This is a genomic window from Flavobacterium sp. 21.1 (assembly GCF_057801535.1).
Genome location: NZ_JBYNXA010000004.1, coordinates 21,492 through 43,613, shown reverse-complemented (window position 1 = coordinate 43,613; position 22,122 = coordinate 21,492). Strand labels below are relative to the sequence as shown.

The following is a 22,122-nucleotide window of genomic DNA, read 5'->3' as shown; positions in this document are numbered from 1 at the left end:
TAGAAAAAATATTTTCTTCAATAGCTAATTTTACACAATATATATTGACGGAAAGCGTTATCACATTGGTGTTTCACCTGAATTTGTATTTTTTTTAATAATTTGTAAAAAAGGTGTTGCTGTTTAATGGTTAATTACTATATTGCGGCACTAAATTTATTACCTACATTGAAGTATGAAAATTAGAAGAATTATGACTTTACAGATGTTTGCTGCGCTAGCGCTGGTAGCATCTTTTACTAGTTGTAGTAAAAAAGGGTCGTCCAAAGGGGGTTCTCAAGCAACTGGATGGAAAATCAACGATAAAAAAGGTGGTTTTCAGTACAACGACAAGTTCAAAAAGCAGGAAACTCCTCCGGGAATGGTTTCTATTGAAGGGGGAACCTTTACAATGGGTAAAGTTGAGGATGACGTGATGCACGACTGGAACAACACACCTAATCAACAACACGTACAGTCATTCTACATGGATGAAAGCGAGGTAACCAACATGATGTATGCTGAATACTTATTTTGGTTAAAAACCGTATTCCCTCCAGAAGACGAAAATTACAAAAACATCTATACAGGTGCTTTACCTGATACTTTAGTTTGGAGAAATCGTTTAGGATATAACGAAACGATGACAAACAACTATTTAAGACACCCAGCTTACGGAAGCTATCCGGTAGTTGGTGTTAACTGGATTCAGGCGACTGAATTCAGCAAATGGAGAACTGACCGTGTGAACGAGGCTATCCTTGAAAGAGAGCAATACTTGAAAAAAGATGCTAAAATCAATGAAGTTGACGGCACAAACACCTTCAGCACTGAAGCTTATTTAGCCAGTCCATCTACTGCGCGCGGTGGTAGCGAAGACATCGTATACCGTGGAAAAGGAGCTAAAAAAGGTAAAAATGCAAAACCTAAAACAACTAAAGACGGTAAAACAATTGAGCCTAAAAACGTATTTGCTCAAAGATCAACCGGTATCATCTTACCGGAATACAGACTACCGACTGAAGCTGAGTGGGAATATGCTGCGACATCTCTAAACGGAATCAGAGAATACAACATTTATAAAGGTAAAAAGAAATACCCTTGGAACGGACAATATACCCGTAACGGAAAAAGAGCGCAAAGAGGTGATCAATTAGCCAACTTCAAACAAGGTAAAGGAGATTACGGAGGAATTGCAGGATGGTCTGATGACGGTGCTGATATCACTAACAAAGTTAAATCTTACGCTCCGAATGACTTTGGATTGTACGACATGGCTGGTAACGTAGCAGAATGGGTACAAGACGTTTATCGTCCAATCGTTGACGACGAAGCAAACGACTTCAACTACTTCAGAGGTAACGTTTATACCAAAAATAAAATTGGTGAAGACGGAAAAGTTGAAATGGTTACACAAGAAAGCGTTAAATATGATACTTTAAGCAACGGTAAAGTAATGGCTAGAAATTTCCCTGGTCAGATCGCACAAGTACCGGTTGACGAAAACGAAACCTATTTACGTTACAACTTCTCTACTTCTGACAACAGAAACTACAGAGATGGTGATAAACAATCAACTCGTTATTTCAAATTCGCAGATACTGACGAAGGAGCTGGAGATAAAAAAGGCGCTGATAACAAAAGAATGTACGATTCACCTAAACACCAGATCTCTGTTGACAGTTTAGGAACAATGAAGAGACAATATGACAAATCATCTAAGAGAACTACACTTGTAAATGATGACGCAAGAGTTTACAAAGGTGGATCTTGGAGAGACAGAGCTTATTGGTTAGATCCTGCTTCAAGAAGATATTACCCACAAGATATGGCTACTGATTACATCGGTTTCCGTTGTGCAATGTCTAAAGTAGGTCCAAAAGACAATAAGAAAAAACCGAGAGGTTAATCTTTAAAATTTTCATACAATTATAATAAAAGCCCTAACTTAGGGCTTTTATTATTTTATACCTATTTCACATGAGAATAGAAGACATCTACCAATGCTTTTTACAAAGTACCGGAGTGTGCACTGATACCCGCAAAATAACTTCCGACTGTTTATTCGTCGCCTTAAAAGGCGATAATTTCGACGCTAACGAATTTGCGCAGCAAGCCTTAAATAACGGCGCAGCTTTTGCAATTATTGATAACAAAAAATTCTTCACAGACGAAGACAAAATGCTGCTTGTCCCGGACAGCTTAAAAGCTTTACAGGATTTAGCCCACTACCACCGTCAGGAATTAGGCCTACCTATAATAGCATTAACAGGAAGTAACGGAAAAACAACGACCAAAGAACTGATCAACACAGTCCTTTCAAAAAAATACATCACCAAAGCAACGGTTGGTAATTTAAATAACCATATTGGAGTGCCGTTAACCCTACTTTCTTTCAATGACACGACCGATATTGGTATTGTCGAAATGGGCGCCAATCATCAAAAAGAAATTGAAATGCTTTGCGAAATCGCTGAACCGGATTATGGTTATATCACCAATTTCGGAAAAGCACACTTGGAAGGTTTTGGAGGAATTGAAGGGGTAATTAAAGGAAAAAGTGAGCTTTACCATTATTTGGAAAAAAACCAAAAAACCGTATTTGTAAATCTTGACGATACAATCCAAAAAGAAAAAACAGAAACGTTTACCCGATACACTTTTTCAACAAACGAAACCAGTGATGTCAGCATAAATTCCGTTTCCGCCAACCCAATGGTTAAAATCGGATTTGACAACATGGAAATCAATTCGCACCTAATCGGAATCTATAATGCGAACAACATCAATGCGGCCATTACAATTGGAAAATACTTCAATGTAGACGATAGCGACATCAAACAGGCGATCGAAGACTACATTCCGGCAAACAACCGCTCGCAACTACTAGAGAAGAATGAAAACCATATCATATTAGACGCATACAATGCCAATCCAAGCAGTATGGCTGCCGCTATAGAAAATTTTATTCAACTGGATGGCAACGATAAAATTGCGATTTTAGGTGACATGTTTGAATTGGGCCAAGAGAGCCTTGATGAACATCAAAAAGTCATCAACCTACTCCTAAACCAGACTCAAATTGAAACCTATTTTGTTGGTAAAGATTTTTATGCCAACAAAGAAAACAGAAGTCATCTGCATTTCTATGAGACTTTCGAAAGTTTTTCAGAAGCCTTCAAAGACAGCAAACCAAATAAAAAAACCATACTCATAAAAGGCTCCAGAGGCATGGCTCTCGAACGAACTTTAGAAATTTTATAACCTTAAAAGCCGCATAAACAGCGGCTTTTTTAATTTAATTAAAAAAAATGCCATTTTATTTGTAACAATACTACTACAGTTGCATCCAAAGAGAAATTCAATTAAAAACTTAAAAAAACATATTATGAAAAAATTGATCATCTCTCTACTGGCAATTTTAGCTGCGTTAAATGTATTCGCACAAGAACACCCTTCCTTTGAAGTTAAAGTTACAGGAAAAGGAACTCCCGCAATCCTTATTCCGGGATACTCTTGCACCGGAGAAGTTTGGAACGAAACGGTAGACCATCTTAAAAACAAGTATCAGTTACACGTAATAACGATAGCCGGATTTGGAGGAGCTAAACCAATTCAAAACGAAGACATCCTGAAAACCGTCCGTAACGAAATCATCGGTTATGTAAAAGCAAACAAAATGAAGAAGCCGATTCTGATCGGCCACAGTTTGGGAGCCTTCATGACACTTTGGCTACAAAGCACAGAGCCGGATCTGTTTGGAAAAAGTATATGCGTAGACGGACTACCATTTGTTTCCGCAGTGGGAAAACCCGAAACCAAAGCAGAAGATCTGAAAACACAACCTCAATACAACAAAGAAGCGGTTATCAACAATTTCAAAGCTATTCCCACCGATGGTTACGTCAAAAGCATGACAAAAGCAATGTTATACCAGGTAAGCGATTCGATCCGCGCAAAACAAATAGCCGAGTGGAGCTTCAAAAGTGACAGATCTACATTAGGCAGCACAATAATCGAAATGTCCACAACCGATTTAAGAAAAGACATCGCCAATATAAAATCCCCTATCTTAGTCATCGCAAGTCTATGGGGTTCCAAAGAGGCCAGTGAAAAGGAATACACCATGCAATATGCAGAATTAAAAAACAAAACGATCAAGGTAGCCGATTCAAAACACTTTATCATGTATGATCAGCCGGAATGGTTTTATAGCGAAATCGACAATTTTTTACAGTCAAAATAAAACACAACCCCATAAAAAGTGACCACAAGTAATCAACAGGAAAAGCAGTTCAAGGAACTCTACGACACCTATTCTCCGAAGATTCATCGACTTTGTTTGGGATACACAGGAGACGCAATGTTGGCCGACGACTTACTGCAGGAAATATTTATCAAAGTATGGCAAAACCATGATAGATTCAGAGCCGAATCCCAGATTAGCACCTGGATCTACCGGATCGCGATGAATACCTGCCTACAGCACTTCCGCGCAGAGAAGTTTAAAAACAAAGTGGATATTGACAAAGCCGTTATTAAAAGAGAGGATGAAACCGATGAAAAAGAACAGCAAATCCAGCTTTTATATAAATGTATCAGCGAACTTTCGGAAGCCGACCGTCTGGTCATCACGCTTTTACTGGAAGAAGTTCCTTATCCGGAAATCGCAGAAATCACTTCTATTTCAGAAGGAAATCTTAGGGTAAAAATCCACCGCATCAAACATCAATTAAGCACCATTTACGCAAAGTATGAACGAATTTGATAAATTACAGAACCTATGGAAACAACAGAAGCCAAGTTCCCTTCCCGATGTTTCCGTCATCATAGAAAAAGCCAAGAAAGAAAAACAGCAGTTTGCGAATAAAATGCTGCTCCAGATTCTCACCCTCCTAGCTTCGTTAATTGGAATTGTTTGGGTAGTACGCGTAATCGATTTCAAAATGATTACGACTTATATCGGAATTGCGTTGATGTTTCTTTGCGTCTTTGGTTTTGCAGCTCTTCGCTTACACCAAATGCTATGGTTAAAACGAATCAACGTAACTGACGTACCTTCAAAAACCATCTCGGATTTGGAGCAGTTTTATAAATTCCAGCAATTCGTCGGAACTAAAGTCACCGTAACTTACTTCCTGTTGCTCAATCTGGCTTTTGTATTTTACTTCATTGAAGTTATGGCACCGATGTCTGCACTACTAAAAACTGTAGTACTTACTGTTTACATCGCCTGGATGCTATTTGCCTACTTTTATTTAGGCAAAAAACAAAAGGCCAAAGAATATGCACGTACGCAGGGCATTATTGATGCACTGAAAGAAATGGAACAAAATTACGAGAAATAAAAAAAGCACTTCGTTTGAAGTGCTTTTTTTTGTGGGCGATGAGGGGTTCGAACCCCCTCCAACCCTCTCAGTTTTATCAATACTTTACAAGGGACACAAAATAGGGTATACCTAAAAAAATGCCTTTTTATCATTTTTACACTAATAAAGAGTAATAAATTTCTCTTTTGACACTAGATTTTGCAATAATAAAAAACAAGCTTCTCAATGCTTCTACCTCAACAATAAGAATTTTATTGTTTTGTGCATAATCAGATAATTTCTCTCTACAGTTTATAGATTTATATTTAAATTTAATAATTACAGCTACTAAAATATCATAACTGAAAATTAGTTCAGTTTCATCTGTAGAATAATTCAGAAAACTATTAAACTCATTCCCAATATATCTGTAACTATCATACCCCTCTATCCTATCTAGTATAATCTCCAAATCAAATTCCCAATTTTCATACTCCATTCCTATTTTGAAGGGTATGTCTGGATATTTCATTTCTGAATTTTAAATAATATTAATACTACTTTTTAAATATGTAGGAGCAATCAAAGTTCAATTTCATATTCCTTAAAAAGCTCTTTCTTAATTTCATCATTTAACTCGTACTTTATGTATGCAAATTGATTAGTGTAAAACTCTACAGCATTAAGACCAATTACACTTCCTTTTAATGAATAACTATAGTTTTTCTCCAACTTGTTAAATGATGCAGTTTTATTTTCAAAGCCTTTAAAATAAGTTACTTTAAAATTGTCTGTAACCCAAATACTCTTCTTTCCAAAACCTTCACTATGAACTTTGGGATATGCCCCTGAACCTTCCAACTTGTAAAATTTGTTTTCTTCTACAGAGTCATAATTTGGCTTACCATACTTCTTAACAAGCAATGCCTCAATTTTATCCAAGACTCCTGTTGTAATATCCTGATTAAAAGCACTACAATAAGTTGCTTTTGTCAAATCAAACAACTCACCATTATTTTTAATCCCAATAGCTCCATTAGTATGCCCTAATAGCATGTAAATTGAAGTTATATTATTATAATCTTTATCCTTCTCTGGAACTAACAATGCATAATGATGAATATTATTTTTAGAATTTACATATTCTGAGAAATCAAAAATATCTGTATAATAAGTTTTAATCTTAGAATTTGATACTTCATTTGAACTTGTAAAAAACATTTTTGTATAAAATGATGTTGATTTCAAATTTAAACTATCACATTGTTTTTTATAATCTTCTGGTTTTAAACCCAGCTGAACACCAGCAACAACTTTTAGTTCATTTTTATCTATTCTATTACATCCATATAATAAAACCAGTATCACAGCAGCTAGTATTTTCCTCATAGTTAAAATCATTTAGTATTAATTTCTTAAAGTAAAAGGGTAAGTCCACCCTATTACAAATTTTTAAAGTGAATATGCATTTACGTTCTAAAATTGCCATATATGACATTTATATACACAAATATAACCAGTTGATTTGACTTGCCAAATATGTCAATATGGAAAAGTCAGAATTACTAAAAATTGTAGGGAAAAGAATTCAGGATATTCGAGTTAGTAAAGGTTTATCTCAAGTTGATTTAGTTGGAAAAATGCAAGGAAAAATAGATACAACAAACATTTCAAGGATTGAATCAGGCAGAACAAATCCAACTGTATTTACTCTTTACAGAATTGCAGAAGCACTAGAAGTGACTATTACTGATTTAGTTGCTACAGAAAAGCTTAAAAAATAAAATTTAGCTATTTATATACTGTAGCAAAGAGAACTATAGCTAGACAAAATTCCTTCTACACCTCATAATATATCTTGTAGCATGCTCATGCAATTCATCTCTGCAGAAATTGCAAACTTTGCAATTCTTGCAACTTTAGATAATTCCATTATCACTAAAGCTGAAGTAAGCCTCCTTTGTAATAATTAAATGATCTAGAAGAGTTAAATCTAGTACTTCGCAAGCATTTTTCAACTTTTTAGTAATTACTTTATCCTGTTCACTAGGATTTAAATTCCCACTAGGATGATTATGTATTAACACTATACTAGTAGCATTGCATTTTAAAGCCACAGCTAGAATAATCTTATTATCCACAATGCTCCCACTTATACCCCCTTTAGACATTTCGTATATTCCAATCACAATATTGGCTCTATTGAGTAGTATAACTTTTACTTCTTCCTGCAATTCAATAATATCCTTATTCCATTGTCTTATAATCAATTCGAATAAGATTTGGCTATTTGTCACTTTAATCCTATCAGGATTATGATTTGTGTACGAAACTTTAATTTCTGATACTTCCATAAACTTTGAAAAATAAAATGCGCCCAAAATGAGCGCATCCTTTGTTACTTACATTGTCTGCTCTTCTAATTGAATTTCATTTCGAGATAGTTGGATTTCATCTCCAAATAGTTTCTGAATAGCTTTATCTTCCCTTGAAAGAACACCTTCTTCAGGAGTGTACTGATAGTTGTGGCTCAAAGTGAATATTTCACCAGTATCTTTGTTGGTGTACTCATAAGGGGCACAATCTACTTTAACAACACTACCAGGCATTTCAGTTCCAACTAAGGCTTTACAAGTTACCTCATCAAAAGTAGAAGAAACATAAGCCCTTTTAGCTGTAGCATAATACCTTCCTGAACTATGACTTAATACCATTTCAACACCTCCTTGAACTTCTAAAACAAAGAAATCTTTTTCCTCTGTTTGTCTTTTTAAATAGTTTACAATTCTTACCATTTTGTTTGATTTTTGAGTTGATAAATCCTAACATGAAAACACAACTGTCCTGATAAAGCTTCAGCTATCAACTTGAAGAATTAAATCAGTCACAAAAAATATTCTCAAATAAATTAGGTGCAGGGGGACTTCCTCTGCCAAAATGGGTGGGGGTACTTTGTAGGGGAAGGTTAAACATGCAAACTGACCTCAAAAAAAATTTTTCAATTTTTTTAATATAGAAATTGATACACTTATGTTAATAACTCAGCTTGCAGAGCTATAAAATATTTCCTACTTTGGTAAAGCAATAAAGCAGCCTCAAGCTTTACTCCTACATTGCTATAAATCTCAAAACCAAAAGTTAATGAATATGGATTTATTTGAAGAAACAATAGAGATAGCTCTACTAGCTGAAGTAAAACAAAGCGACAATTTTATTAGCTATGACTTAGGAGTAAAAAAAGGAATTATTTCAAGGGAATCAGATAATGGATACTCATTTACAATTAGTGAAAGTGAAAAATATTTTTTTTCATTCAAACAATCATATTCATCTAAAGCGTATAATGGAATATTTTATGTTGACACAAAAAAGTTAAATGGTGATATCATTCCATTTATTCAAAAAGCAAAAAAACAATGCACCTCATTTAATTTTCCAAAAACAGAACAAATAGCAGACACTTGGGTAAATAATTTTAAATTTAAACAAGAAGTTCTTGATAACGATAAAAAACCAATAGAAAAAGGACTAAGACCTCCCCAGGTTGGAGCATTGCATTCCATTTTAGCACATTGGAGTATATCCAAAGATCCTGCAATTGTGGTTATGCCAACTGGAACAGGAAAAACAGAAACAATGTTATCACTATTAATTGCAAATAAGTGTGATAAAACACTTGTTATTGTTCCTTCTGATTCATTAAGAAACCAAATCTCAAAAAAATTCATCACTCTTGGAATACTAAAAGACCCAGAATTTAACATTGTTAACAATAATCTTAATCCAATAGTAGGAACAATCAAGAACTCCTTCAAAACTAAAGAAGAAGCAAATGATTTCTACAACAAATGTAATGTGATTGTTGCAACTACAGCTATATTAAACCAATGTAGCAAGAATGGAATTGGAATATTTGAAACTATTGTATCAAATTCAAATCTTTTAATAATTGACGAAGCACATCATTGCGAAGCTAATACATGGGATAGAATAGCTACTAAATTTATCAGTCAAAAAAAACCTGTTTTAAAATTTACTGCAACCCCATTTAGAAATGACAAAAAGAGGTTAAAAGGCAAAACAATTTACAACTATCCTTTATCCCTTGCTCAAAAAGATGGATCCTTTATGAACATTAATTTTATACCAATAATAGAATTTAATGAACTAAAAGTAGATACTACAATAGCTCAAAAGGCAATTGAGCAGCTTAAAAAAGACCTCGAGTTGGGTTATGATCATAAAATGATGGTGAGAGTAGAAAAGATTAAAAGAGCAAAAGAAGTTTACAAAATATATAGTGCGTTTACAGAATTCAACCCTCTTTTAGTTCACAGTGAATTAAGCAATACTGATAAAAAAGAAGCCCTAGACAAAATTAAAAATGATGATAACTGTAGAATTATTGTTTGTGTTGATATGTTAGGTGAAGGCTATGATTTACCTACCTTAAAAATATGCGCTTTACATGAAATTCATAAAAATATAACTACTTCAATTCAATTTTTTGGAAGATTTACAAGAAGCTCATCGAAAAAAGTTGGTGATGCAACAATAATAGCTAACATTGGAGACAAAGACTTAAAAGACACTTTACTTAGAAAGCTATATGCGAAAGATGCTGATTGGAATAAAATTTTAAAAATCTCAAATGAAGGTATTTTAAAAGACTTAAATAAAGAAGAAGAATTTTTCCAAAAATTTGATGAAGAAGGAATTCCATATCAAATTCCATTGAGAAATATCACACCTGCATTAAGTACTGTTGTTTACAAAGTCAATGCTTATGATCCTGTTTGGAATCCTGAAAAGCATAAAACCTTCTTTGAGAAAAAGAACAATCAATCAGTACATGCTGTTCATCAAGAAAAAGATTTATTGGTAATAATTGGTAAAAACAACTCTTCTGTTAGATGGGGCATCATTGATGACTTGATAAACAATGTCTACGATTTACACATCATTTATTTCAATAGAGAACAGAAATTACTTTTTATCAATAGCACTAATAATGGGTCTCTTTATGAAGGATTGGCAAAACTTGTTGTTGGAGACGATATTTATTTAATTAACGAGTCTGACATCTATAAATCACTCCATGAAGTCGAACAATTAGAATTATTCAATCTAGGTGTAAAACCAATTTCTGAAGAAGCTATTAGCTATACTCAATTATTTGGAAGAAATGTTGGTGAAGCTTTGGATGACATTACTAAACAAACTAAATCCAGTGCTAATCTTTTTGGAAAAGGATTTAATCAAGGTGAAAGAGTAACTATTGGTTGTTCATCTAAAGGTAGAGTTTGGTCAAGAATGATTAAAACAATTCCAGAATTTTGTGACTGGTGTGACATCATAGGTGAGAAATTGAATAACAAAGACATTGATGTAAAAAATATATTCAATTTTATAGCTAAACCTGAAAGAATTCATGAATTACCTAAAACCAACAAGCCAATTTCTATCATTTGGAATGACGACATATACTACAGAGAAACTGAATTTTTCATAAATGGTATTTCCTTTTACGAATTCAAAATAAATTTAAATTTCGATAAAATAACAAAAGATAAAATTCCATTTACAATTAAAAGTAATAGGGTTTCATCTGAATATCAACTGACATTAGATTCAAATAAAAATTCTAGAGGATATAGTTATTCTAAAATTTCAGGTACTGATTTAACCTTTACTTATGGCAAAAATGAGGATATGCCAATTGAAGATTTCTTCAACAAATACCCTCCTATTATCAGATTTTCAGATTCCTCAAAAATGTACAATGATATTTATTTTGAATTCAAACATGAGATAAAGGCATTTGACACTTCTAAAATAGAAACAAAAAATTGGGCATCATTTAATACAGATTTAAGGAAAGAATCTCAATACGATAAAAACAAGCAAACAAAAAGAGAAGACTCTATTCAATACATAATGCTTCAAGAATTAAAAAAAGATGATGAATATAAAATAATATATGACGATGACGACAAAGATGAAGTAAGTGACATAATAGCTATAAAATACTTTGAAGACAATTATGGCAAATTTGTAGTGGATTTATTCCATTGCAAATATTCATCTGAAGACAATCCTGGCTCTAGACTAAAAGATCTTTATGAAGTTTGTGGTCAGGCTCAAAGAAGTTTTCATTGGAGGCATAAAGTAGCTAATTTAATTCAACATATGAGACTACGAGAAAGTCAAAGACTAAGCAATGGAAAACCAAGCAGATATGAAAAAGGTGGAGTTGAAGAGTTGCAAACTGTAAAAAACATGATTCAATCTGGTTTTAGCAAGATCATTTTCAACATTCATATTGTTCAGCCTGGAGTTTCAAAAGCAAAAGTTTCAAATGAACAACTAAAATTATTTGGAGCAACAGAAATGCTTTTAAAAAATACTGGAAATAATTTTAAGATAATCATAAATGAGTAACAACCCTTTATAAGCTATTTACAATGAAACAATCAGACTTATTCTTCAAACGAGGCCAATTAGAAACCTACACTTACAATTTTAAACACGACAATCTAGCAATTGAAGAATACATACATTGTATTGTTTCAGAGCATTTAGAAGTTAATCATGAAAACGAACCCATCAAAATAAAAGTTTTACAAATACATAATCTTGAAGAATATCTAAACGACAACAAGGAAAATGTTAGTGAGAGAATTTTAGATGTTCAAAAAATTAATCCTAAAATTAACTATCGTACTATATAAATCCCAAAACACAACAAAAGGTAAAGTTTAAACTTTAATAGAAAATCATGCCTATACTATATCCTTCACTTGACACAATAAAAAAAATGAAAGTTCAGCCTACTGAAGGAGAATGGGCTTTACTTAATTTTTTAATTGACAATTTGGATGATACTTACGAGATTTTTTTTCAACCATATTTAAATGGTGACAGTCCAGATCTTGTAATTATGAGAGAAGGAAGTGGTATCTTAATAATAGAAGTTAAAGATTGGAATCTTCAGCATTATTACATTGATGAAAGAACTAATTGGAAACTCATAAAAAACGAAGTACCTATTAAATCTCCTCTTACTCAAGTCGAAAACTACAAGTCAAATTTATTCAATCTACATTCAGAAGAATTATTTGAAAAAAGTATTAAAAACAAAAAGCATTGGGCTATAGTAAACTGCGCAGTCTACTTTCACAATGCAACTGAAGAAAGCATTAAAAGTTTTCTACTGAGTAACTTCTCTGAAGATAAATATGAAAACTATAGAAAGTTTATAAACAAATTTAGCCTATTAGGTAATAATTCATTAAATACTCGAAATCTAAATAGTATACTGGATAAATTTTGGCTTAATCGAACTTCATACCTTTTTGACAAGAGTCTTTATAGTAGTTTCAAAAGATACTTAAAACCACCAATACATTTGATTGAAGAAGGCATTGAAATCATATACTCGAAAGAGCAACAAGAACTTACTCGAAGTGAAATTAGACCTAGAAGAAAAGTAAAAGGAGCTGCTGGCAGTGGCAAAACTCTTGTTTTGGCAAAAAGGGCTGTTAATGCCCATAAAAGGACCATGGGAAGGGTTTTAATCTTAACTTATAATATCTCTTTAAAGAACTATATTAAAGATAGAATTAATGACGTTAGAGAGGAATTTAATTGGAGTAATTTTTACATTACAAATTATCATCAATTTTTCAAATCTCAAGCAAACAACTATAATCTAGAAGCAAAAAGCATAAGCGATTGGCAAAACACACTTTTCTTTGAAAGTGTAAAAACCAATATTGAAAAATTTGATGTCATCTTAATAGATGAGATTCAAGATTACATGCAACCTTGGATTGACATAATCGCAAATTACTTCATGCATTCAGAAACAGAATTTGTTGTTTTTGGAGATGAAAAACAGAACATCTACAACAGAGAGTTAGATGAAAACAACGAACCAATAGTAAGAACAATACCTGGAGTATGGAATAAAACTTTAAATACTTCATACAGATTCTCAGGAACTATTGGAAATATAGCTACCAAATTTCAAAAAAAAGTTTTTGGTTTAAAATATGCAGTTGATGAGATAAACTTCATCTCTCAATTAGATTTTGAAAGCAGAACTATTGAATATCATTACTTCAGAACTTACTCCAAAGAAAATATCTTCCATAAGATGTATGAAATTTTGGAAAAAAATCAAATTCATTCTTCAGATGTGGGAGTTTTATGTTCTAAAGTAGAAATTCTAAGAGATTTAGACTTTTTAATAAGGACAATAAAGCATGAAAAAACAACAACTTCATTTGAAAGTCAAGAAGAATATGAATCCCTTAATGGGAATCATGACGATCTGGAAAAAATAAGGAAAATAAGAAAAAATCACTTTTGGATGAAAACAGGAACTGTAAAGCTATCTACAGTTCACAGCTTCAAAGGTTGGGAAATAAACACACTTTTTCTATTTATAAATGAAGAAGAAAATGAGAAAGAGATAACCAACGCTGAAATCATTTATACAGGATTAACAAGAGCTAGGCAAAATCTAATAGTTTTTAATTTAAACAATTCCAAATACGATAGCTTTTTCAACAATGAAATTGAAACCAAATTTAAACACGAATAATCACAACAATTAATGAGGAAGAAAATCTTTATAAGTCATTCATCTCAAGACAAGCTAATAGTAAACTCTTTTGTCGAAAACATATTAATTTCAGGATGTGGCATTCACGAGAATGATATATTTTGCACATCCATTGAAGGCTTAGGTATTAAAACAGGTAATGATTTTAGAAATCATATTATTAGAGAACTTATAAACTCTGATTTCTCATTCCTTCTGATTTCAAATAATTATAAAAAAAGTGACATCTGCCTAAATGAAATGGGGGCTTCATGGGCATTAAACAATATTGAAGTAAAGCCCTTTCTACTGCCAAATATTAACTTTGACTCTATTGGTACTGTTTACAACGTAAAACAAGCTGCGAAAATAAGTGATGGCTCTTCTTTAGATCAATTATTTGAGGAACTCACTTTAAAATATAAAATAGAAAAATCTGTAACGAGATGGAATAAATATAAAGGAGATTTCTTAAGTCAAATAGAAGAATATAAAAGACATAATTTACACCTTATAACTCCATCACCAGATGAATACTTCAGTCAATTTATAAAAGAAAATATTAGTGTCAACAATTTACTTTTAAAAGCCCACCCAACTCTTTTAGATTGTAAAGCTGTTTTTTCAAAAGAATACTATTTAAAAATGTTTCAACGATATTGTATGGAATTTGAAGGCCTTTCAAACAACCATATTGATCCTTTCTACCCAAAATATAAGACATTTAAGTATAGAACTAATAGTACAACAGAAATAATACATGGTAATAACAAATTTGCTGGTGGAATAGGAATGGCTGCTGAAAAGGGAGCTTATAATTATGACATTATGTTCTACAAAGTAGATTTTTTAAAAAATGAACTATCTGATGCAGGTTTCTCTTATAGTGTTTTTTGTTATATAGAAAACAGATGGGTATTCTTTCCTAAACCTTGGTTTGGAATTATTTAAAAAATCACCACTGATTTTAAAACAAGCGAAGATTAAATAATTGTGATACGATTATTTTCTTTCAACTAAACGAATCTATATTAAGTTTTAATTTAATAAATTAGTAGAATTAAACTTACTGATTTAAACTACTAAGACTAAAAAGTAAAAAATACTAAATTCTATAACATTTGAATTACAATACACTTATATGAACAATACTTTAGAGCTAAAAACAGTAAATGACCTACAGACTTTCGACTTCCTAATCCCTTCATATCAAAGAGGATATAGATGGACTCCAAATCAAATTAGGGATTTACTAAATGACATTTCAGACTTCACACCTAAAGAAATTGAAAACACAAATAAAAAAACTTGGTATTGTCTCCAACCAATAGTCATTAAAAAAGTAAAAGATAATGAATTCGAAGTTATTGATGGACAACAAAGACTTACATCTATTTATATAGTCTTATATTTCTTGAATCAATACTATGCAGTAGATTTTAGACAAAAATTGTTCGATTTAAATTATGAAACAAGGCATGATTCTAGAACTTTTTTATTAGAACTTGAAAACAATAAAAATCACAACAACATTGATTATTTCTACATATCTGAAGCATATAAAACTGTAAAAGAATGGTTTAAAGAAAAAGGAAATTCTTTTAACAGAAATGAATTTGAATCTAACTTCAAGTTCAATACTAAAATCATTTGGTATGAAAGTAATGAAGATGATTCTGTAGCGATATTTACAAGGATCAATATAGGCAAGATACCTCTCACTAATTCTGAATTAATAAAAGCATTATTTTTAAATAGTTCAAATTTTGGAAGCAATACTGAGAAGTTAAAATTAAGACAGTTAGAAATTGCAACTGAGTGGGATTTTATTGAACAATCATTGCAAAGAGATAGATTTTGGTATTTTCTTACTGGGAATAAAAAATCAACAAATAGAATTGAATTCATCTTTGACTTAATGAATAATGAATACGATAAGGATGATAAATACTCTACTTTTAGATATTTTCAAAAAAAATTCCAGAATAAATCAAGCCATGATATAAACACAAATTGGCTTGAAATAAAAAAGAGATTTCAAAGGTTTAATGAATGGTATGACGAAAGAGAATTATACCATAAGATAGGATACCTTCTTTGTGTTGACTTAATAACAATTAAAGATTTGTACAACAAGTCAAATGAGATGACTAAAACTGAGTTCAAAGAACTGTTAAATCGACTTATCAAACAAAGTGTTAAAGGTATAGATTTACAAGACTTGCAATATGATGATAAAGATGATGTTAGAAAAACTCTTCTATTATATAATATAATAACCATTCTAAAATCCAATAAAGACAATTCGTATTTCCCATTTGATTCCTTTAAAAATGAAAAATGGGATATTGAGCATATTACATCTATAAAATCAAATATGCCTGAAAAAAACAGAGAACAGTGGCTGGATGAGGCAAGAATTTTTATTGACCCTTCTATTGACAAAAAGGGAGTATTAAAGAAAAACGCTGAGAATTTCAAAGATTTCAATAATGATGACTCATTCAAATCTCTTTTCGAAGATATGATTGCTCATTTTAACAGTAACCTAAAAGATCATGATGTAAATGATATTTCCAACTTAACATTACTAGATTCAGAAACAAATAGAGGATATAAAAATGCTGTATTTCCCATTAAAAGAAATATTATCATCAATAGGGACAAAATGGGAATATTTATCCCAATTTGTACAAAAAATGTATTTCTAAAATACTTCAGTGAATATCCTCCAAAAATTTCTTTCTGGACTGAAGATGATAGAGAAAACTATGAAAAAGATTTATACAATATCCTAAGCGAATACATTTCTTAAATTAAATAAAAGATGTTAGAAATTCCACAACATAAAAGCAAAATAATTTCTTTTTACGAGCTATTAAATCAAGAAACTAAAGTTGAAGTCCCAATAATTCAAAGAGATTATGCCCAAGGCAGAGAAGATAAACAAGAACTTCGAAATAACTTTTTGAACACTTTACATGAAGGGATTGAAAAAGAAATTTCAATTAAATTAGATTTCATCTATGGTAGCAAGGTAGATCGTGATTTTCAACCATTAGATGGGCAACAAAGGTTAACAACCCTTTTTCTGCTTCATTGGTATGCTTCAAACAGATGTGACATCCCTCATAATGAAAAAGAAATTTTAAACAAATTTAGTTATGAAACGAGAATAACTTCAAGAGAATTCTGTAGTTCTCTTATTTCAAACCACATAGATATTATTGAAGGAGAAAAAATAAGTTCTAAGATTCAAGATTCAAAATGGTTCTTTCTTTCTTGGAAAAATGATCCCACAATTGATGCTATGTTAAGAACAATTGATGATATTCATATTAAGTTTTTTGGGACTAATAATCTCTGGGAAAAATTAGTACAAAAGAAACTCATCTCCTTCTATTATGTAGAACTTGAAGATATTGGACTAACAGACGACTTGTATATAAAAATGAATGCCAGAGGGAAATTATTATCTCCTTTCGAAAATTTCAAAGCTGGTTTTGAAAAAAAAATTAATGACAATAAATGGGAGACTGGATATAGTCAACTAGATACTTTTGCTTACAAAATTGACACTAGTTGGACAGATTTTTTCTGGTCAAATTTCAAAAGAGATAATAGCATTGATGATGCTTTAATGAGATTCATATCAACAGTCTTAATGATTAGACAATCTATAGAAAAAGCACCATTAAGATATCAAAACATATCTCAAATACATGACAATCACAACATTACAAGACCTGAACTAATAACAGAAGACAGTTATAAATATTTGTTCAAGTGTTTTGAAATCTACACTAATTTAGATGAATCTATCGAATTAGATTTAGTTATTCCTCTTTGGAGACATAAGCCTGAAAAGACAATTTTATCAGAAATTGTCTATGAAGATAAAAACATATCGTACACTCAAAAAGTGTTGTTTTTTGCTCAAACTGAATACTTAATTAATAACCCAGAATTCAATGAGGAAAAATTTAATGAATGGATGAGAGTTATAAGAAACATTGTTTCAAGAGGAAATGTGGTTAAAGGTGGTAAACGTCCTGATATCATTAGAAGTCCTGAAACTTTTGATGGTGTAATCAACTTAATCTCAGAAATTTCAAAAGGCTGTGATGACATTTATGAGTATTTTTCAACTATAGAAAAGTTAAATTCTGCTTTTGCTAAAGAACAAATAGAGGAAGAAAAATCTAAATCTAAATTAATCCTCTTCAATGAGGATTACAAAGAAGCCATTTTCAAGATGGAGGACAACACTCTTTTCAAAGGAAGAATTGAATTTGCTTTTGACTGCGTAGATTACAAATATGATATAAATAATTTTGATTTAAAGAATTTTATCAAAGTCCAACAAATTATAGAGAAACATTTTAATGACGAAGTTTCAGACAATATCTCTAACGATATTAGAAGAGCTTTACTAACTATCGAAAATAATGGCTCATACAGATTTTATGATTATTGGTGGTCATATTGGAATGTAGGAAATGCTACCAAAAGATGCCTAATAGAGAATTTCAGAGAGCTTGAATTTTACATTTATTATACAGATTCAAAAATTTACTTAAAAAAATTAATTATAGAACTTTTAAATAGAGATTTGAAATCGATTATTGACAATTTCATTCAGCCAGACGCTATGCCTAAATGGCAGTTCAGACTAATTAAAGAGTCGAATCTTTTAGATTCTGAAAGTAAATCTAACTACATCGCTATTCCAAACTATAATGACATGTGCTATTTATTAATAAGCAAAAGACCTAGAGATTTAAGTGGCTGCTATATTGTTGAATAAATAAAACAGCCTCATAAGAGGCTGTTTCTCAACTCAAGAACCAATGGTAATCATTATCACCATTTAGCGCTTTAAGCAATGTATTCGAAAACTCAAATGCATTCAAATTCCTATCAAGGAAAGTGTCAATATAACTGGATTTATTAGCTTGTGTGAACAAGTTAAAAACATTCCACAAGTTTATATCTCCATTTACATTTCTACAGAAGCTACTATCCAAATAATAATCTCTTGCTATAGAGTTTAAATGCCCATCATTGAATTGCAAAACTGGAATTTCAGCTTTATCTTTTTTAGGTAAATAATGGTACAATCTGGACTTACCTAATAGTTGTGCAAACTGATGTTCAGTAAGATTATATTGGGTTAGAAGCTTCATATCATGGATATGCTTTTCTGCATTGTAATTCTGCATTACATTTAAAATCTGGGACTGTAATTCCTGAATGCTCCCAACACGCATTTCTTCAACAAATCCATCTGAACTTACACAAAGATTACAGCACACTTTGTTTTGAAAACCTATAAAGAACTTGAATTTTTCAAATGACTTCTTATTATATAAATTCTCCTGATTGTATGCTCTTACTCCACCTATTGTGAGCGCAATTTCATTTCCATTAATGGTATCTTTAATACTTGGAATCCTAATAATAAAAGCCATTCTTTCGTAGTAAATGGTTTTCTCATGTTCCAATAAGTCTTTTACATTCTTGTAAATTGCATTAGGAGTTCTACCTTTAATCTGATGGCTCACTCTGATTTCAGGAGCATCAATAATATGATGATTAAACACTTTTAAAGCACAATCCAAGACTATATCTATAAATTCTTGGTGAGCTATAGTTTTTTCATTATCCTTGCTAAAAACAGGTATAATGCAATCATTCTTTAAATGAAGTAAATCCACCTCAGCAGTATTAGCTTCTATAAATGGTTTTGGAATGTAAACAGGTTTAGATTTCACAATATCTTCTACCAATACAGAATCTTGTGCACTATTTTGATTTACTGGCATTAATTGTAAATCAGGTTTTCTTTCAATGAGTTGTAGTTCCATTGGTGCTAAAATTTTTAGGGTTCAACAAAATTTCCTTAGAATTGATAGTGTCCTTCTGAAGTTTAAAATCATATTCCAACAATTCTCTCCAATTACTATAATGCTCGTAAAGTCCTTTTAATTCTTCTATTGTTGTAGTAGCTTTAATTTTCTCACGTGCATCTTGCAGATTAGTTCCAGAATTACACCATTCCAAAATCTTTCTGCCTGTAGCAGAATTAATAATGAATTCAGGTTTACCCATAAACAAGCCTGTTCTATCTTTAGAAGAAACTGCGAAATGCTTAATATCTACATCAAACACAATGGTAAACTCATAATCCAAACCATCTTTTTGCACTGCTTTCAGCCCCACTTTTTCAGGAATGAATTTCCCATCTTTTTGGTTCAGCACATAATCCTGTTTAGTTCGCATAGTTGCGATAACATGAGCATCTACTTGAAGAATTCTATCTACAAAAGCTTTCTGCATTGGGGTTATTTTAGCCCAATTGGTAAATGAATTTCCAGCTAAACTCGAGTGATAGTCTAGAAGATAATCCCAACAGTGAGAAATAGAATCAATAATTATTACTTCCATCCCTGCTTTTTCACACACACCAATAGCTTTAATGTAGTTTTCAGGAGTAAAGGGAGGTGTTAATGTAAGTACGTTGTATTGCCCTAAGTGAGCATATAGGTCAGCACTTCCATTCTCTGTATCAATTACTGCTACTTTAGAAAAATCTCCATTTGTAAGCCCATGAGCTAACAATAAACTTGAATAGGTTTTCCCTGCTCCAGCAGGAGCTTGTAAAGCCATTTTTATCTTGGCTTTTTTTCTTTCTGAATGTCTTAACTGCATAATTTTAGTATTTAAAAATTTCCAATAAAAAAGGCAGATGAGTTAACACCTGCCTTTTTCCTTTTCTGCAACTTTTGCAGAATTTGCAATCTCTGCAATTTCAATTACCTTTATTTCTTTTGATACTCCCCATAGTTTATTTTATCCAACACATTTTGCTTTAACCATTTCTTCAAAAGTTCATCAAAAGTTCTTTCTGGTATCCCTAATTGTGTAGCCAGTTCCAATCCAGCTCCCCTTTTGAAAATTTGAGGTAACTGAGAAAACAAATTTCTTTCTGTTATTGTCATTTTCACTGCATTTTTTTCATAAAAACTACTAACCAACAATGAATGATCAATTAAAATTTTGACTATCTGTAAAGCTGTATTTACGTCCAAATCAATAGCAATAAGCTTTTGCTTTGAATCTGTAATTACATCCATATTTCTTAGACAAGTTAAAATCATGCATATCCTAAAAAAAATTACACCAAATCGCATAATTGTTGGCAAAAAATCTCTTTTGGGACTATCAATAATAACATTAGCAATTTCTTCCATCATCAGTTGAAAAATTGCCCATTGCGAATCTGTCAACAGAACCTCTATTTCTTCACAATTTTTAAGCCTCAAATACAGCCATTTAATGTCTTCAGCCTTCTCTTCAAATAATTGATCATAATTTACTCTATGAGCCCTAGGGGAAACATCTTTCCACTTATAATCACCTTCAAAATAATAAAACACAAAACGACTCAACAACCCATTATCTTTGCTATCAATGAGTGGTTTTAACTGATCAGGAGTACCTGACAAAACAATCGATAATTCTGGCTTTTTAATCTGAAAATACCTGCCATCACTTTGTCTACTAATTGAAACTGTTTCATGATGAAAACATTTTCTAAGGATATCAGAAAAATTGCCCCAATCCTGTTTTAGCATATTCGATAAAGAATCAGCTTCACTTTCAAAAATAAGAAGTGCTTCATTTGAATCCTGAAGATGAGCATAACATTTTGAAGAGCTTACATTTCCTGGAAGGATTTTAATTTTTTGCGAAGTACCTCGATTGTCACTCGATTCATAAATTAGTAATTCGATACTGTTTGAAGAGCTCCCCCTAACCAACAAATCGTGAATAGGATCTATCAATTTTTTAGACCAATTCATAACCCCTTTCCCTGATGCAGGAGGAGCAATCATAAAGGTATACAAATTAGGTGCATATCTTCTTCCATCATAAACTCCAAAAACATTTGGTAAACACGCGCTTATAACTCCTAAAGAGGATAAAAAAACTACGTCCTTTTCTCTCCCAGAAAAAGGATTTGTAATTTCTTTTAATGATTCTGGTAAGTTATCGTATACACTAGCTGGTATAATTTTATTTAAACTTACAAAAGCAGAAGATGTCGAATCTACAAAATCTGCATTTTCGAAATTTGGATTTACTTCTTCCATATTTACAATTATTAATGTTATGAAAATGGACTATTCCACTTTCTAAACACAAATATCAGGAGTCAGGGAA

The 22,122-nt window shown here is 31.7% G+C and carries 19 protein-coding genes; 12 read left to right on the top strand and 7 right to left on the bottom strand.

From position 1 onward, the window contains the following. The first annotated feature begins 175 nt into the window (after positions 1-175). The 5 genes from gldJ (at position 176) to AC3E9U_RS09660 (ending at position 5,327) form a co-directional block, all read left to right on the top strand. Positions 176-1,888, top strand: a complete 1,713-nt coding sequence (gldJ, locus tag AC3E9U_RS09680) for a gliding motility lipoprotein GldJ (RefSeq protein WP_488746716.1) — start codon at positions 176-178, stop codon at positions 1,886-1,888. Positions 1,889-1,959: 71 nt separating this feature from the next. Further along, complete coding sequence (locus AC3E9U_RS09675) at positions 1,960-3,243, top strand: UDP-N-acetylmuramoyl-tripeptide--D-alanyl-D-alanine ligase (RefSeq protein ID WP_488746715.1); 1,284 nt, start codon at positions 1,960-1,962, stop codon at positions 3,241-3,243. A 124-nt stretch (positions 3,244-3,367) separates the two neighbouring features. Then, entirely contained in the window at positions 3,368-4,225 is an 858-nt protein-coding gene (locus tag AC3E9U_RS09670) for an alpha/beta fold hydrolase (protein WP_488746714.1), read from the top strand. Between the two features lie 18 nt (positions 4,226-4,243). Continuing rightward, positions 4,244-4,747 (top strand): RNA polymerase sigma factor, encoded by a 504-nt coding sequence (locus AC3E9U_RS09665; protein WP_488746713.1) that lies wholly within the window; start codon positions 4,244-4,246, stop codon positions 4,745-4,747. Continuing rightward, entirely contained in the window at positions 4,734-5,327 is a 594-nt protein-coding gene (locus AC3E9U_RS09660; RefSeq protein WP_488746712.1) for a hypothetical protein, read from the top strand. Before AC3E9U_RS09665 ends, AC3E9U_RS09660 begins: the two co-directional genes overlap by 14 nt. 136 nt (positions 5,328-5,463) lie before the next feature. Here AC3E9U_RS09660 and AC3E9U_RS09655 read toward each other — a convergent pair whose 3' ends face one another. Together AC3E9U_RS09655 and AC3E9U_RS09650 are read right to left on the bottom strand one after the other, a co-directional pair. Continuing rightward, positions 5,464-5,820, bottom strand: coding sequence for a hypothetical protein (locus AC3E9U_RS09655; protein ID WP_488746711.1), 357 nt, complete (start codon positions 5,818-5,820; stop codon positions 5,464-5,466). A gap of 50 nt (positions 5,821-5,870) precedes the next feature. Then, the gene (locus tag AC3E9U_RS09650; protein WP_488746710.1) at positions 5,871-6,677 is read right to left on the bottom strand and encodes a hypothetical protein; all 807 of its coding nucleotides are present in this window, start codon (positions 6,675-6,677) and stop codon (positions 5,871-5,873) included. 158 nt (positions 6,678-6,835) lie between these two features. Between AC3E9U_RS09650 and AC3E9U_RS09645 the strand changes: the two genes are divergently transcribed. Continuing rightward, positions 6,836-7,072: a helix-turn-helix domain-containing protein gene (locus tag AC3E9U_RS09645; protein WP_488746709.1), complete on the top strand. Its 237-nt coding sequence runs from the start codon at positions 6,836-6,838 to the stop codon at positions 7,070-7,072. 135 nt (positions 7,073-7,207) lie between these two features. On the opposite strand, the gene AC3E9U_RS09640 is transcribed toward AC3E9U_RS09645, so the two are convergent. Beyond that, positions 7,208-7,642: a JAB domain-containing protein gene (locus AC3E9U_RS09640; protein ID WP_488746708.1), complete on the bottom strand. Its 435-nt coding sequence runs from the start codon at positions 7,640-7,642 to the stop codon at positions 7,208-7,210. Between the two features lie 48 nt (positions 7,643-7,690). Further along, a complete protein-coding gene (locus tag AC3E9U_RS09635) occupies positions 7,691-8,083 on the bottom strand; it encodes a hypothetical protein (RefSeq protein WP_488746707.1) in 393 nt (130 codons plus the stop codon). Between the two features lie 346 nt (positions 8,084-8,429). On the opposite strand from AC3E9U_RS09635, the gene AC3E9U_RS09630 reads away from it, so the two are divergent. From AC3E9U_RS09630 to AC3E9U_RS09605, 6 genes are all read left to right on the top strand, one after another. Beyond that, positions 8,430-11,729 carry a DEAD/DEAH box helicase gene (locus AC3E9U_RS09630; protein WP_488746706.1) on the top strand — a complete coding sequence of 1,100 codons (3,300 nt, stop codon included), beginning with the start codon at positions 8,430-8,432 and terminating at the stop codon, positions 11,727-11,729. Between the two features lie 23 nt (positions 11,730-11,752). Continuing rightward, positions 11,753-12,019 carry a hypothetical protein gene (locus AC3E9U_RS09625; RefSeq protein WP_488746705.1) on the top strand — a complete coding sequence of 89 codons (267 nt, stop codon included), beginning with the start codon at positions 11,753-11,755 and terminating at the stop codon, positions 12,017-12,019. Positions 12,020-12,105: 86 nt separating this feature from the next. After that, on the top strand, positions 12,106-13,896 hold the full coding sequence (locus AC3E9U_RS09620; protein WP_488746704.1) for an AAA family ATPase: 1,791 nt from the start codon (positions 12,106-12,108) through the stop codon (positions 13,894-13,896). Between the two features lie 12 nt (positions 13,897-13,908). Further along, positions 13,909-14,847 (top strand): toll/interleukin-1 receptor domain-containing protein, encoded by a 939-nt coding sequence (locus tag AC3E9U_RS09615; RefSeq protein WP_488746703.1) that lies wholly within the window; start codon positions 13,909-13,911, stop codon positions 14,845-14,847. Positions 14,848-15,037: 190 nt separating this feature from the next. Next, positions 15,038-16,711 (top strand): DUF262 domain-containing protein, encoded by a 1,674-nt coding sequence (locus AC3E9U_RS09610; protein WP_488746702.1) that lies wholly within the window; start codon positions 15,038-15,040, stop codon positions 16,709-16,711. A gap of 12 nt (positions 16,712-16,723) precedes the next feature. Beyond that, positions 16,724-18,703: a DUF262 domain-containing protein gene (locus tag AC3E9U_RS09605; protein WP_488746701.1), complete on the top strand. Its 1,980-nt coding sequence runs from the start codon at positions 16,724-16,726 to the stop codon at positions 18,701-18,703. A gap of 28 nt (positions 18,704-18,731) precedes the next feature. Here the strand turns inward: AC3E9U_RS09605 and AC3E9U_RS09600 are convergent, their stop codons facing one another. From AC3E9U_RS09600 to AC3E9U_RS09590, 3 genes are all read right to left on the bottom strand, one after another. After that, positions 18,732-19,763: a DUF3871 family protein gene (locus tag AC3E9U_RS09600; RefSeq protein WP_488746700.1), complete on the bottom strand. Its 1,032-nt coding sequence runs from the start codon at positions 19,761-19,763 to the stop codon at positions 18,732-18,734. Then, positions 19,744-20,607, bottom strand: coding sequence for an AAA family ATPase (locus tag AC3E9U_RS09595; RefSeq protein ID WP_488746699.1), 864 nt, complete (start codon positions 20,605-20,607; stop codon positions 19,744-19,746). Before AC3E9U_RS09595 ends, AC3E9U_RS09600 begins: the two co-directional genes overlap by 20 nt. Before the next feature lie 110 nt (positions 20,608-20,717). Beyond that, entirely contained in the window at positions 20,718-22,052 is a 1,335-nt protein-coding gene (locus tag AC3E9U_RS09590; protein WP_488746698.1) for a DUF3987 domain-containing protein, read from the bottom strand. Positions 22,053-22,122 lie beyond the last annotated feature (70 nt).

What these genes read in the sequence shown, in the direction of transcription:
- AC3E9U_RS09605 (WP_488746701.1), top strand. Translation starts at nt 16,724, where the DNA reads ATGTTAGAAATTCCACAACATAAAAGCAAAATAATTTCTTTTTACGAG.
- AC3E9U_RS09655 (WP_488746711.1), bottom strand. Translation starts at nt 5,820, where the DNA reads ATGAAATATCCAGACATACCCTTCAAAATAGGAATGGAGTATGAAAAT.
- AC3E9U_RS09635 (WP_488746707.1), bottom strand. Translation starts at nt 8,083, where the DNA reads ATGGTAAGAATTGTAAACTATTTAAAAAGACAAACAGAGGAAAAAGAT.
- AC3E9U_RS09630 (WP_488746706.1), top strand. Translation starts at nt 8,430, where the DNA reads ATGAATATGGATTTATTTGAAGAAACAATAGAGATAGCTCTACTAGCT.
- AC3E9U_RS09620 (WP_488746704.1), top strand. Translation starts at nt 12,106, where the DNA reads ATGAAAGTTCAGCCTACTGAAGGAGAATGGGCTTTACTTAATTTTTTA.
- AC3E9U_RS09595 (WP_488746699.1), bottom strand. Translation starts at nt 20,607, where the DNA reads ATGCAGTTAAGACATTCAGAAAGAAAAAAAGCCAAGATAAAAATGGCT.
- AC3E9U_RS09645 (WP_488746709.1), top strand. Translation starts at nt 6,836, where the DNA reads ATGGAAAAGTCAGAATTACTAAAAATTGTAGGGAAAAGAATTCAGGAT.
- AC3E9U_RS09675 (WP_488746715.1), top strand. Translation starts at nt 1,960, where the DNA reads ATGAGAATAGAAGACATCTACCAATGCTTTTTACAAAGTACCGGAGTG.
- AC3E9U_RS09625 (WP_488746705.1), top strand. Translation starts at nt 11,753, where the DNA reads ATGAAACAATCAGACTTATTCTTCAAACGAGGCCAATTAGAAACCTAC.
- AC3E9U_RS09615 (WP_488746703.1), top strand. Translation starts at nt 13,909, where the DNA reads ATGAGGAAGAAAATCTTTATAAGTCATTCATCTCAAGACAAGCTAATA.
- AC3E9U_RS09670 (WP_488746714.1), top strand. Translation starts at nt 3,368, where the DNA reads ATGAAAAAATTGATCATCTCTCTACTGGCAATTTTAGCTGCGTTAAAT.
- AC3E9U_RS09590 (WP_488746698.1), bottom strand. Translation starts at nt 22,052, where the DNA reads ATGGAAGAAGTAAATCCAAATTTCGAAAATGCAGATTTTGTAGATTCG.
- AC3E9U_RS09660 (WP_488746712.1), top strand. Translation starts at nt 4,734, where the DNA reads ATGAACGAATTTGATAAATTACAGAACCTATGGAAACAACAGAAGCCA.
- AC3E9U_RS09600 (WP_488746700.1), bottom strand. Translation starts at nt 19,763, where the DNA reads ATGGAACTACAACTCATTGAAAGAAAACCTGATTTACAATTAATGCCA.
- gldJ (WP_488746716.1), top strand. Translation starts at nt 176, where the DNA reads ATGAAAATTAGAAGAATTATGACTTTACAGATGTTTGCTGCGCTAGCG.
- AC3E9U_RS09640 (WP_488746708.1), bottom strand. Translation starts at nt 7,642, where the DNA reads ATGGAAGTATCAGAAATTAAAGTTTCGTACACAAATCATAATCCTGAT.
- AC3E9U_RS09650 (WP_488746710.1), bottom strand. Translation starts at nt 6,677, where the DNA reads ATGAGGAAAATACTAGCTGCTGTGATACTGGTTTTATTATATGGATGT.
- AC3E9U_RS09610 (WP_488746702.1), top strand. Translation starts at nt 15,038, where the DNA reads ATGAACAATACTTTAGAGCTAAAAACAGTAAATGACCTACAGACTTTC.